The sequence below is a fragment of the bacterium genome (assembly GCA_018812485.1).
Classification (GTDB): domain Bacteria; phylum JAHJDO01; class JAHJDO01; order JAHJDO01; family JAHJDO01; genus JAHJDO01.
In genome coordinates, this window is the sequence record JAHJDO010000069.1 from 1 (window position 1) to 13,534 (window position 13,534).

The following is a 13,534-nucleotide window of genomic DNA, read 5'->3' on the forward strand; positions in this document are numbered from 1 at the left end:
CTTCGCTTATTGCTTTTTGGATATTGAAGATATTCGTTTGTTGATTCAGAAGACGTCGCTCTTCTGGCGTCAAATTACCAGTCAATTTTTTTATAGGAGCGTCAACAACTTGCAAATTAAGGCGTTCGTCTTGCACGATGTATAAATTTTCACAAATATTTTTATACATGTCCCCGGATCTGGCGCCCCCAAACCCAACGCTCGTCCCCTTCTCCTCTTCCCATTCGAGCTTTCCTACTTTTCCATACACGTGGTAAAGCTTAGATTCATTCTGCATTTTATGGTGCACAAGTTTGTTTAATTCATGTTGGTCATAGTGCTGCATAACTTCTTCTTCTACCATTGAGGGGGTCGTATACCGGTAATAATTAAAAAGAGCGTAATCCATATACCGGTCATAATTAAAGGTAATAATAACCGGCGGTTTTCCCCCTTTTTTAATCGCTGACAACTTGCGAAAAAATATATGATACCAATCGTCATCCACCTGCTCTCCCACCTTATTGTTTTCGCGAGGCAGGTATGGATTATTGATTTTTTTGCCAACATAAAAATTCTTTCTGTCCTCAAGGTTACTAAAAATAAAAGCGATTATCGCTTTTCCGATTTTTTGGGACATTTCGTCCTTATGCACAGCAAGAAATGTATCAATATATGGCATCATTGAATAGCGGAAATTATTTACAAATTGGGTTATCTGTTTGTTCAGAGACTTGTCTATCTCGTTTCTAGTATGTATTGGAGAATTGTACTCGGGAGCGGATATAATAACTTCTCGTAATATCTGAAGGTTTTTTTCGGAAAGCAGATTTTCATTGCAAATCATTTGCCGTAACTGATACCCACTTGGTAATCCATATAGCACATGTGCGCCAGCACCAATTATAAAAACCGTCTTTTTATCGTCCATTTATTGTGTGTTCTCTTTTTCTTTCTTCCCTATCCGCATCAACCAACCATTTAAAATAGTTTTTCACATTACTGATTATTTCCAACGCATCTTCCTCTGATATTCGATACCCATACCGTGGCGACCAAAAATCAATAGTTTCCTGTATAAATTCTTTACTTATCGGCATGTTAAAAAATTCTTACCGGTTCCAACTATCAAGCAATTTCAATATATTATTTCTCGCAATCTTGGCTTTATTTTTATACAGATCATTCATCTCTTCCACAATTCTATCTTTGTTATCCCATTCATCAAAATCTATATACTTAGTAAATATTCGTGTATATTTTCGCTCGGGATCTAATGCTCGAACGGGCACTCTAAAATAATTATCTTCTTTAATGCGCTTCAATAGTTTTATCCGTTCCTCAGGATTCTTCACTGGTCCTACTTCCAATATAAGCCCAAGCTTATCGTTTTGGCGTTTCATGAACCAAAATGAAATACAATACGGAGAACGCCATTCATCCGCTATTCTTAAATCATATTTCTTGAATTCTTTTGGTACAAACCAATATCGCCTATTATTTCTGAATGTCTCTATGATATCCTCGTTCTGTATTTTGAAATCATTAGCGGCTGATTCGAACTCAGACGTTAATCCGTATTCTACAATTAAATCAACTGCTTCCTTATGCTTTGAATAAATATCTTTACATAACCGACTGATGTCAGCGTTTTGCATTGTTAGAACCTCCAATATTTTAGAATAATACATAATCAAATCAAAAACTTTTGGATTTAGATTATCTTTGTATAGGTCAATAGAAAATTTTATTATCTGACATATCCGCTCATAACTCAAAACACAATAATCTTCCCTCTCGGACGGTTCGTCCCCCATAAGCGTCAAATACGTTGGAAGAATACAATAAGTAGAATAATGTTCTCTTACAATTGTTAAATAACGCTTCAATTGATTATTTGCCTCTTGTGAATATATTTTGTTTTCAAAAAATATGACTAGATTATTACTCTGCGAAGCTATCAATAGGTCAATATTTTTCCACTCCCTCTTAACTTCAGCATCAGAAAAACTGTTTAATTGAATATTTCCTACAGACAATCGCGAATCAATATTTTCGCTTGTTGAAACTACTTCGCTTATTATTTTCTTTAATAACTTGTCATGTAAATTATGATTTGCATTTGGGTCTAACAGCCATCCAAGCATATTTGAATGTCTTATTTCATGCTTTTCAATTTTCAAAATATTAAAAGGATTAAATGCCCCCATCTTTGCCTCTAATAATTCGAGTTCGTCATTATTCACAACGAATTGATGTAATTTACGTGTCATATCTTTAATATCAATCGTCTCATCCGCCATCTTCTTTTCACCTCTAAATATTAAAGCTTCCCTTCAATAAAAGCTTTTATTGTCTCAACCTGCTCCTTAGTCGGCTTAATCTTCCCCTCTTCTAACCGCACAATATATTTCTGAGATACGCCCATCTTTTTAGCAAGTTCGATTATAGTTAGCTTTTTAGATTTGCGAAGCTGTTTGAGTTGGTGGATATATTCGTTCATAATGGTATTCCTAAATAAGTACGCTTTCTTTAGGCATCTTTGTTAGATACTCTTTAATCACCATTGAGGCAACGCAATCGTCTTCGTTATATTTTAAAATACGATCAAGAATTGTTTTCTTCTGTGTTTGACAATAATCAAAATACCATTGGATCGATGTAGCTCCAGATGGATTTTCGTCGCGCCACGTAAATCCAATATATGTAGCGATGGCCTTAAGGGAGTAACTTGGAAGGGGCCAGTCTGTTTTGCTAAGGATAACATCGTAGTAAAGATCAATAACATGCTTTTTTTCAAAGTAGGCATCAACCTCTCCAGGTGTAACTACATCAGGATATTCTTCACTCAACCCCTTGTATGTGCTTTTTTCGTGGTTTGAATAGTAATAAATTGCATGACTTTTTCCTTCAAAAGATTTCAAGTATTTCCAAAGTTTCCTAAAGGCTTCTTTCTCGCCAGCAGTATCATTTGACGCGGCAACAAAGGACACGAATCGCGTCTTATCTCCTTGTTTTTCCCATATCCCATGGAGATATACGATGCCCTGCATGGGATCATCTTCAATATCTAGATATAACTCTGTTTCTACTTCAGGAAAGCTTATTTTTTCATATGCAACAGGTAACTTCCTCACATTAAGCACTTGTGCGCGTTTATATATACTCGTAAGAGTTTTCTCTCCGAGTTTCGTTCCTTTAAGTCGTTCTTTTTCTCGCGTTCGTATAGCCATTAAGTCTTCCAGTGAAGCATCACTAATATCTCTCGTGGTTTGCAAATTAAACACCGTATTTAAAGCATCCCGCAGGCTTCGACCTAAATAGAATAGCTTTGAAATATCATCTTGGGCATAGCACCATTTCTTACAGCTTTCATACCACACACATTGTTTGCAAACAGAACCAAGCGCAGGAACATTCTGTTTTTGATTGGATATAAGTTCTGCAACATATTGTTTTATTTCCTCATATAATTCCCAATGGGTTTTAGATGTGCGCACACCCATTGCATTATCAAGGGCATAATCCACATATTCTCCTTGTCCATCAATGATAATGCCTTTATTTTCTTGCGCACATCCAAGACCTTGCAAAATATCAACATACAAACAAAGCTGTACCGCGTAATGCTTTTTGTATTTTTCTTTGCTTTCATCTGAAAAATCACCATATCCACGCCCTGACTTAATATCAATCGGAATATAGCACCCGGCATCTACTCGTTTTAAAAGATCGGGAATCCCTAATAAATTCCCATGCTTTATAACACCTTGATAAATAAGTTCTACACCAGCATCCATTGCCTGTGTTGTCGCGCAAAACCGCTCATCGAGTGTTCCTTCAGTAACATTTTTAAAGGAACCAAGCTTATCAACTATATTCTTTTCGTGGAGCACACCACGTTCCCACAGCATCTGCAAAAACAAATTATCCTCATCACGTTTTTCATCCTGCGGACCATATATGTCTCGCCAAACACGATGAGGACATTGGATATAGTTGTATAGCTTAGTTGCCGTTATGATCATTATTTTAATTACTTCCCAATCTTATATTCTTTTTGAGGGAACTGACCTTCGAGTGCATTCTTCACTAACAATTTGACATCGTTACTAAAATCAGCCTTTAATATCCATCGAAGGTAATTTGGATCCTCTTCTGCAGTTTTTTTAAGTGATTTCTTCTTTGCATACTTTCCAAACAGCAAATACAATTCCCCGTTCCACCAACAAAATTTACGTTCATTATCATAAAAATTGTCTTTCTTTTGATAATCAACATCTTTTAAATCATCAAGATGCCCACTACCTATACCATATTTTTCTACCTGTTTTTCTAAAACTTCTAAAGTAGCCTCAACATCACCTAAAGCAGAATGAGCATTAGCCATGTTTTTTTGGCAGTAAAATTCATATGCAGCGGTAAGATCTCTTTTCTCGAAAACATGATAAATAATCTGAGCGTCAAATATAACACGCGATTCCCATTCAAAAATAATTTCCGATTCATATAGTTCTCTTTTCAACAAAGGCAAATCAAATCTTTTTGCATTAAACCCACCAAGGTCAGCATCCTCGATAAATAACAATATTTCTTCCGCTATGTCCTTGAAAAGCGGGGCATCTTTAACATCTTCATTGGTAATACCTGTAAGTTCCGTAATTTCTGGCGGGATAGGTATTCCAGGATTAATTCTCTTTAAATATTTATTCATTGTCCCATCTGGCAAACATTTAATCATGCCAATTTCAATAATCTTGTCTTTTTCAATCCATGTTCCCGTAGTTTCTAAATCAACTAAAACCAATGGCCTTGATATAATCATAGGTTCTCCCTAAAATTCCCCTTCAATAAAAGCCTTGATGGGTTTAAGCTGTTCTCTTGTTGGCTCTACTTTTCCCTGCTCCAATCGTAAGATATAGCTTTGCGACACACCCATCTTTTTAGCAAGTTCGATAATGGTTATTCCCTTCGATTTGCGAAGTTCTTTGAGTTGTTGCATATATTCGTTCATAATTATTAACTCGTGTATAAATATATTTCATTTGGTGCCATTGATGCGTATAAGAAACGGGAGAGTTAACTAAAAGAGTTCGTCCAAATATACCCAATCTTTTAAATTGGTATAGTAGCTATAACCTTTCTGATTGTTGAGACGCCAAATGCCAGACGCTTTTACAATAATTCCTCCGGCCATTTTGCCTTTCTGTTCAGCCAACCATTCTTGCAAGACTTCTGCCTTATACTTAGTGTCTCTGGAATCAGCCGTCATTCCCTGCTTCGTATCCAGGACTAATACTTTATTTTTTATTTTTACAATCCAATCAGGATAAAACAGCCGCTCCTTCTTTCCTTCTTTATCATAATAGGGCAGAGAAAAGTGCTCGCTTCCAGTATTTCCGTTCTTATACCACCATATGACACTTTTTTTCGATTCAAGGTATTTAATGAACTCCACTTCATTATTCCTCCCAGAGTAGGCCTCTTGCAGATAAAAAGGAACCATTGAATTCTTGCTCAACTTAACTCCATCTATATCAGTTGTCGCTTTGTAATCATCAGTATAAAATAAAGAAGGTCTTGGTATTTTAAGCTTTTCTGTTCTCTTCGTTCTTGACTCTTTCCTCTGCACTTCTGCCTGTCTAAGGGGGCGGTATTTTTCTAAGGCTTCTGATATAATCTTTCTCAGAACACTATCTTCTTTTAATAAATCTTTTACAATAATCTTATAATAATTTTCTCTTTTCCCTCCAACTCTTTCCGAAAACCAAACATTGAGTGCCGTTTTCAATTTTCCCCATGACCTTTCAGGCGCAAATTTTTTATTTTCCGCTTCTTGCTTTAAAATTATGTTAAAGCACAAAAGATTGTACATTCTTTCAAGATCGTTTCTCGATGTTTCCACTGATAAATCTTCCCCTCTGTCTCTGATTTCCTGAACGAAATTATCATAATCATCAATCTCCGCATCCACGATAAGTTTATTTTCAATCTTGTAATCTTCCGTATCAAGATTTTTTGCCTTTGTCTTATTCTTGACTACCTCAGCTTTATCGTCTTCTTGAATACCAAAGAAATCATCACAAATACTCTTAAAAATAATCTGAAATGTATCGCCAAGGTCATTATAATCTGCCCTACCCATGAAAGTAGATTCCAGCTCTATTGGCTTGATGATGTCCTTTCTCCTGCTTTCGTGAACAAATGGCTTATTGCCGTTCTTGTGGTCAGGCAGCTGGATTTGATTTCTTGCATAATTTGTGTAAAGGTAGCTTATGTTTAATTCGGGCTTTGAATAATGCTTTGCTTCAGGCATCCTTAAAATTCGCCCTACAGTCTGCGTGTGAAATATCGGATTTTTTATCTCCCTGAACATTACCAGTGTGGAGGCTCTTGGGCAATCCCATCCTGTTGCTGCCGCCTGCTTGAATATCAAAAAAGACACCTCTGAATCATTTTTCTCAATCTCGTCAAGATTTTCCTTCTTTTCAGAAAGCCAAATTGCAATATCGCGGTCTTTAACACCTTTCTTTTTCAGAAACTCCTTAACAATATCCAATTTAGACTTGCCTGTTGTTTCTTTTGTAGCCTGATCGTCATTCGGCAATTGGATGATAACCAAAGGATTTATGCCTAATTCCATCTCCCGATAAAGTTTCTTTATTTCATTCGCCTTCTTAAGCGCCAGTGACAGCAGCAAGTCATCCTCATGCAACCCTTTCTTTGCCATCTTCGCCAAGTCTTCTTTTGTCTGGGTAACTATTTTTTCTTTAATTAAGCCGGAATCAATCACATCCTTCCTGTCAACTTCAACAAACCCAGCCCTTTTGTGGTTGACATCGGATATAGAAGGCTCGCCTTTGGGTGTGGCGGTAATCTTTAGTATAATTCTAGGGTCTATAAGGCTTAACAATTCATCTGCCAATTCTGTATCCGTATCCCTGTGAGCCTCATCTATAATCAAAATCGGCTCTCTGCCATCTTTCTGAGTTGCCCTGATGAAACCATCAAAAAGACCTAAACCCTCCTGAGTATTTTCATCTTCTCTCCTCAGCTTCCTTCCTTCTTTTGTTGAGTCCTTTATTTTCTGCCAATTGATAAAGAAAAGATTATTTTTCTCCAATTTCCCCCTGTTTAAGTCATTCAGATCAAGCAAATTCAGCTCACTGGCTCCTCCATAATAATCGAAAAACTTGTTTTTGCTCTGGGTATATGAATCCTCGCTAAAACTAAACCAAAGAAAGGCCTTGTCTGCATCGAATTGAGGATCGCCTGTTAAATCCCTGAGAAACTGAGCAACCATTATTGTCTTACCACTTCCAGTTGGTGCTTTAAAAACCAGTGGCAGCTTTCTGTTCCCTGTCTTCCACAGCTCGAGAAACTGCTTTCGCAAATCAGCAATTGCTTTCTCTTGAAATGGTTTCAAACGTATGTTTTTCATTTTATCCCTTAATTTTCTTCTTAATCTCTTCTATTAGAACATTAAGATTTAAAGTCTCTTTTGCTGCACAAACAATTGGATATATAAAACCCTTGGATGTCGCTATTGCAACAAACCTTATGCACCGATGGGAAGGTTTTCCCTCTTTTACATATTGCCTTTCCTCTTCAAGTATCTCCAATAGCCTCTCTTTCCTAAAAACCCAGAATTTTTCATAGTCTCCGATTAAAAAATACGTGGTATTATCTTCCTTCTCTATACCTGAATTTATCCATTTCGTATTTTCCGATTTTGCTTTTTCCGCATACTCTATATAGAGATTGCCAGTTTTCTTGTACATCATGTCATGCTTTATCTCAATACCTAGCTCATTCTCTCCTTTATAATATTGCCCTTCAGGCGTTAAGTATTGCCCCAGGTCAAGTCCATATTTATCCTTAAAGAACTTCTTCAAGAATTCTTCAAACTCGAAAGATGCTTGAAGTTGTTTCTTAAAATAGTCTGTTTTTGTTCTGTCACTCCAGATTTCAACTTTTTTCTTGAATTCTCCACCAAACTTCTCTTTGAACTTTAAAATTTCTTTCTCATTATTCTGAATCCACTTCTTAATATTTTCATCTGTTATGCCTTTTTCAACCCATGAGTTATATGTAGCTATATACGCATCCCTAAGCTCGAATGATTTATAATCTTCTATATGAACAGACTTAAATTCTCTGTGCTTTAATACTAGCTCGGAAAATAAGAAGATTTGCAAGCATTCTTCCCAACTATCTGCTCCCGCGTATTTTTTAAAATTCATTTTTTAGCCCTACAAATCACGACCTGTTTATCTCTTTGTAAACATCAATTATAGGCTCAGGGATGTCCTCAACTCGGATGTTGTCATATCCAGTAAATTCATTCCTGTACTCATTTTTGCCCCAGCTGAAAATGTATAAGGCTACCTCGTGGTTTATTTTGGATAGCTTTTTTACAAGAGCATCAAGCCTTGACTTGTCTTCTTTGAAATATATTGCCGTGTACTTGCCGCCATCAGAAAATATCTGCCACCAGTCATTTTTTTCAATCTCTCCGAAAGCACTCTCCCTGAGAGCAATCATCTCGCCTGCTTGATAAGTCAGCTTTATTTTCTGTTCATCAGAAATATGTGAAATATGGTCAATGTCAATAAAAGCAGTCTTAAAATAACGGAGATTGAATTCTATCCCCTTATTGCCGTTAAAGCCCTTAAGAATATTCTTCATTCGCGGATAGCATATCTTCTGAGCAATGCCTTCCGCTTCATATTTCTTGTCTCCAGGAACAAAGCCCTTTTTCCTTAACTCTGCGTCAGTTTTGTAATCAACCTCATTATTCGTACATATCAAGAACTTTCTGTTGCCTTTATCATCATTATTAAGCCTTAACAAAGCTTCCGCAGTAGAGCCAGAGCCAGCAAAGAAATCCAGAACCACTGCATTCTTGTTATTAATCAATCCGCCCATTTCAAATACTTTTAAGATAAAATTACCGGGCTTCTTCCCGTTTCTGAAATTCACGCCTCCTTCATAGCCAACATTGTTAAAATCCCCCTCGAAATCAAAATAATTTGGGTATGGAACTTCTTTTGTATCGTCCCGGTCTACAGGAACTCCTTGAAAATAATCGCCATTTGCCTTTTTTTCGGATGTAGGTGCCAGGAAATACCGGAATCCTCTTCCATCATTTCCCATATTGGGAACTTTATACAGGTATCCTATGTCTTTTCTTCGTTTTTCAAGATGAGCCATGAAAAATCTCCCGCTGCTATTTCCTTCCTTAATGGAACCTCGAATATTGATCTTTTTGAGCAACTTGGCATTAGGCTCTTTTTTAATTATGCGATATTCACTAGGCTTGAGCACCTGAATCTTCTTTCCGCCCATTTCAATGAATGCGGGCTTTTTCACCAACTCCTCTATTTCGTATACATACTCTTCATTGGAAGTATTATCTCTTATCCTTTTTGTGGTTTTGTGCTTTGAAGATCTCCTGTATAGTAATAGATACTCAACCACCTCATGAAAATCTTTATCTCCCTTTAAAATCCTATCTTCATGCCTGACTTTAATTGTAAACGTAGCCAGATAATTGCTCGGTTCAAATATCCTGTCGCAGAGCATTTTTAATTGGCAGAGCTCTTCCTCATTGATTGATATAAAAATAACGCCGGAATTTTTAAGCAACTGTTTCGCGGCACACAATCTTGCATTCATGAAATTAAGCCATTTACTATGGCGATATGTGTCCTCCCCATCAATATACTTGTCATTATAAAAAAATTCTTTGTTCCCAGTATTATATGGGGGGTCAATGTAAATAAGGTCAACCATGCCCTTGTGTGTGTAATTTAAGACTGAGAGAGTATGATAATTATCTCCCTCGATTAATACATTCACAGGCTTATTTTTATTAGAAATTATCTCCTTGTTCTTTACCTCTTTGAGAATTGGGAGCTTGTATTGGCAATCTAAAACCACTTTTTCAGGCTCTTTTTCTTCTTCCCAGACAAGGCCATATTTTTTTGCTTCCTTAATCTTCTGGATCTTTCTCTTTAGCTTCTCAACCTCTTCAAGGAGCTCTTTATTTTTTGCTTCATACTCATTCATAACAATTCACCTTTTTAATGAATATATATTTTGCCTTCATAATTTTTCATTTATGAAAATATATAAATACTTTTACTTGAGTTAGGTTGAATGTTAAAGCCCATTACGAACCCGTATTCAGAATCTTCTTTATCTATTTTCCCACTCAAAATCTAAGCTGGGGGAAAGTCCAACATGAAGTTTAACATTCTTTAGCTTCATATGCTCTTCTTCTGCCGCTTGTACAGCTACAAAGCTAATCGTGCTTCCAGTAGTAGCTGAAACTATAACAGCGGGATACTTCTCCTGAACCTCATGCAAAACATAATCACCAGTTGCAGCAGGAGCAGTTCCCATAGGAATACCCACAACAATCACTGGATTGTCTGGCTGTTCTAACTTCTTAAGTAAGTCTGCTGATACAATAATTTTCTTAATCGGCATATATCACCTCTATTTATTAGTCCTCGCCAGGACAAATTCATCCAAAACCCCCCGCACTACTGTCACAGTAAAAAATGCACGCATTCCTGCTGTCCCTTTTGTCTGGCTTATCAGCTTCTGTGAATCGTGCAATTGTCCGATATTCCTCTACAAATAATCATCAACCTAATCATCAACCTAATCATCAACCATCTTCGCAATACTATGAGGGGAAGTGTTTTTTGCTATTCCAGGATATAATGCAGTGAGCGCCCTGCCCCAACAGACTTAATAACCTTTAGCTCTAATAGTTTGGAGAGTTCTTTATGCACTGCTTGAGCTGAAATGTCAAAAAGGAGCTGTAAGTCTTTATTCGTAACCCTCCCGTTGGTATTTATAAATTCAACGATCTTCATTTGTTTTTCGCTTAGAGAAATCTGTTCCTTTGAAACACGTTTTTTCTTCGCACCTAATTTCAAGACTGTTTCTTTGACTTCATTGACTGAATACGCCATCCCAGTCGTAAAATATTCTAACCACAGAGTAATATCATTGTTGTTTTCCTGTGCTGTCTTAAGCGCTGCATAATACGCCGGTCTGTCACGATCATAGAAATCATCAAGGGCAAAAAGCCTGCGATGATCAAAGCCGCTTAAGTAAAGTATCAGCGCAGCAAAAAGCCGGGCAGTGCGGCCGTTACCGTCAATAAAGGGATGGATCCTGGCGATTTCATAGTGGGTAATTCCTGCTAGAAGTACAGGATTCGTTTTCCATGTTTTTTGCGCATTTAGCCACGTTATAAACTCCTTAACAAGAGCCGGTACATCTTCTGTGTTAGGAGGCATGTATTCCACTTCTTCTTTAAATCCCGTGCCGTCAAAAACACGCTTCCCAACAAACACCTGCCGGTCGCGAAAAGCACCACTGTGTTTATTATCCCGCAGAACATCTTTTGAGACCATCCTATGAACGTTGAGGAGGTCCGCAACTTTTATTTTTCCTTTTTCGGTAATCGAATGCAACGTGTCCAGTGCTTCGAGATAATTCAATACTTCTTTTTTATCTTTATCGGTAGCAATAACATTTTTGCCGTCAGCAAGGGCCTCGACCTGTTCGAGAGTCAGTTTATTCCCTTCGATGGCAGTAGATGAGTGCGTGTTACGAAGTTTTGCCTGCCTCCGGAGAGACGCTTCCCATTTAGGAATAAGGTGCGCCTGCTCGATAACTTCCCGGGCAGTAGCAATGGTAGTGAGATTATTTAATATTTTTTCAGTAATCGTATATCTGGGATTAAAAGCCATACTTCACCTTCACTTTTTTCTTGTATATTTAAGAATAATATTATACCACCCAATATAAAAATATACCCGCATAAATTGGGCATCTATTTGCCCTAATCCTGCGGGTTTGTACGGAAAATCTATCCAAATCAGCCTGCTTTCTAATGTCATTTTTTTATTCTGTAGACTTATCCGGCGCACCTCTCTCCCCTGCTGTTTCAGCCCCTTGTAACCCGGCAGTTAATTCTTCTAGCCGCGCCTTCTCGGTTTTCTCTTTTTCATACTCTTTTTGTAAGGTCATAAGGTGAGTTTTATATTCTTCTGCTGATGCCTGATAAGAATTGATGATGGCGCTGTATTGTGCCGTTGTATTGTCATGTTGTGACACCAAATTTTTAATTACGTCTTCTTTTTCCTGAAGCATCTGACTTACTTTGACACTTTGTGCCTGTTCTTTTAATTCCCTGTTTTTAATAAAAGTATCAACTGCTATAAAGGCATAATAGAATGCGACACCGGCTGCCAGGAGAATAATAATGCTCACCGCGAGCCAAATCCATGTTCCCCTGCCCTGTCCTATCTTTTTAATAAGGCGCCTTTGGTAATCGAGCTTTCTATCGATGTTCTGCCAGTCTCTTTCTACCGAATGAAGGTCATGAATCCCTTTCTCAATCTTCTCAAGCTTTCCATCGAGTGCGCTCATGTAGCCCTTGGTGGTTTTAATTAAATCACGTGTAACAAGATCCATTCCGGGTATGTCATCCTCTTTGATATCCCCCATATTTTGCCGTTCTGTGCCTTCCTCTGCCGCTACTTCACTGATGTCTGCCTCTTCCTCCTGCCCGGTAATGTTAATAGTTTTGTCATTAAACTCGCTTGCTACGACATCAAAGACATCCTTTGACATATGATACTTTTTTGCGACGTCTTCTATGAGTACATATGACTTCATACCCCGCTTGATCGTCACAATGCTCATATTTCTTATGTCACGGTATAACTGCCTAAGTGATTTTTTAACAACATCGGCGCAAGCTTTTGTTTCAATGAATTCGCGGCCCAATTCGTCTGTAATGTTTTTCATAATTTTGAGCTCCTATTTAAAATATTGGATATATTTATCATAATAAATTTTGTTTATACAACTACTAGTATTTTACATATCATGGAGATAATGTCAACCTTTGTCTTTGGTCATTTACTGCCATTCTATGCCGTCAATATATGTATCGGCATTTTGCCCTTTTTGATTAAGTATTACATGATGACTTTTCTATGTCACGATGTGTCTATTTTTTGAAATCTGTTAGCCATTCATTTTCAACATCTTCTAATTTTATAAAAATTGCCCAATTTTAGTAATGACGTATATCTGCATTGTACGTCTTTAAATGTCGTGCCATAAATAAAGCAATTGACGTGCTATGTCATATACGGCATAGAATGTCACGACATAACCGCATATTTTGACACTATGCGTCATACTATAGCCGTATTTTTGCCTATTTAAGACGTCATTAAATAATGATTGACGCTTTTTGACTAATTATTCAAAAAATAAGACTCAATTTATGTCATAATATGTCGTTATTATCCTTATCATATGACGTACAATGTTCTTTGATCAATGTACCATGATATCTAGAATACCCTATACTGATATTCAGAAGACGAACCCCTGATATATAGGGTACTCAGCCCTGATATCTACATTACGGAACCATGATATTGAGAAGACCGGGACGCGCGTAAGTTCTTTCAAGAAAACAAAAAATGAAAAGTGTAATATTAGTAATATAGAA

Annotated in this window: 13 protein-coding genes; all 13 read right to left on the bottom strand. The window is 37.2% G+C overall.

What is annotated here, in order from left to right:
• On the bottom strand, positions 1 to 910 hold a 910-nt coding region (locus KKC91_05220), incomplete at its 3' end, for a hypothetical protein (GenBank protein ID MBU0477948.1).
• On the bottom strand, positions 900 to 1,079 hold the full coding sequence (locus KKC91_05225) for a hypothetical protein (GenBank protein ID MBU0477949.1): 180 nt from the start codon (positions 1,077 to 1,079) through the stop codon (positions 900 to 902). The genes KKC91_05220 and KKC91_05225, both read right to left, overlap by 11 nt.
• Positions 1,080 to 1,091: 12 nt before the next feature.
• A complete protein-coding gene (locus tag KKC91_05230) occupies positions 1,092 to 2,282 on the bottom strand; it encodes a PD-(D/E)XK nuclease family protein (GenBank protein ID MBU0477950.1) in 1,191 nt (396 codons plus the stop codon).
• Between the two features lie 20 nt (positions 2,283 to 2,302).
• Positions 2,303 to 2,482, bottom strand: coding sequence for a helix-turn-helix transcriptional regulator (locus tag KKC91_05235; GenBank protein ID MBU0477951.1), 180 nt, complete (start codon positions 2,480 to 2,482; stop codon positions 2,303 to 2,305).
• Positions 2,483 to 2,492: 10 nt separating this feature from the next.
• On the bottom strand, positions 2,493 to 4,007 hold the full coding sequence (locus tag KKC91_05240) for a TM0106 family RecB-like putative nuclease (GenBank protein MBU0477952.1): 1,515 nt from the start codon (positions 4,005 to 4,007) through the stop codon (positions 2,493 to 2,495).
• An 8-nt stretch (positions 4,008 to 4,015) separates the two neighbouring features.
• Positions 4,016 to 4,804, bottom strand: a complete 789-nt coding sequence (locus tag KKC91_05245) for a 3'-5' exonuclease (protein MBU0477953.1) — start codon at positions 4,802 to 4,804, stop codon at positions 4,016 to 4,018.
• Positions 4,805 to 4,813: 9 nt separating this feature from the next.
• Entirely contained in the window at positions 4,814 to 4,981 is a 168-nt protein-coding gene (locus KKC91_05250) for a helix-turn-helix transcriptional regulator (protein MBU0477954.1), read from the bottom strand.
• Between the two features lie 81 nt (positions 4,982 to 5,062).
• On the bottom strand, positions 5,063 to 7,420 hold the full coding sequence (locus KKC91_05255) for a DEAD/DEAH box helicase family protein (GenBank protein ID MBU0477955.1): 2,358 nt from the start codon (positions 7,418 to 7,420) through the stop codon (positions 5,063 to 5,065).
• Between the two features lies 1 nt (position 7,421).
• A complete protein-coding gene (locus KKC91_05260) occupies positions 7,422 to 8,222 on the bottom strand; it encodes a hypothetical protein (protein ID MBU0477956.1) in 801 nt (266 codons plus the stop codon).
• A gap of 16 nt (positions 8,223 to 8,238) precedes the next feature.
• Positions 8,239 to 10,050: a site-specific DNA-methyltransferase gene (locus KKC91_05265; GenBank protein MBU0477957.1), complete on the bottom strand. Its 1,812-nt coding sequence runs from the start codon at positions 10,048 to 10,050 to the stop codon at positions 8,239 to 8,241.
• Positions 10,051 to 10,179: 129 nt separating this feature from the next.
• The gene (locus KKC91_05270; GenBank protein MBU0477958.1) at positions 10,180 to 10,473 is read right to left on the bottom strand and encodes a hypothetical protein; all 294 of its coding nucleotides are present in this window, start codon (positions 10,471 to 10,473) and stop codon (positions 10,180 to 10,182) included.
• A gap of 224 nt (positions 10,474 to 10,697) precedes the next feature.
• Positions 10,698 to 11,753 (bottom strand): Fic family protein, encoded by a 1,056-nt coding sequence (locus KKC91_05275; GenBank protein MBU0477959.1) that lies wholly within the window; start codon positions 11,751 to 11,753, stop codon positions 10,698 to 10,700.
• 154 nt (positions 11,754 to 11,907) lie between these two features.
• On the bottom strand, positions 11,908 to 12,816 hold the full coding sequence (locus tag KKC91_05280; protein ID MBU0477960.1) for a hypothetical protein: 909 nt from the start codon (positions 12,814 to 12,816) through the stop codon (positions 11,908 to 11,910).
• Positions 12,817 to 13,534: the final 718 nt, after the last annotated feature.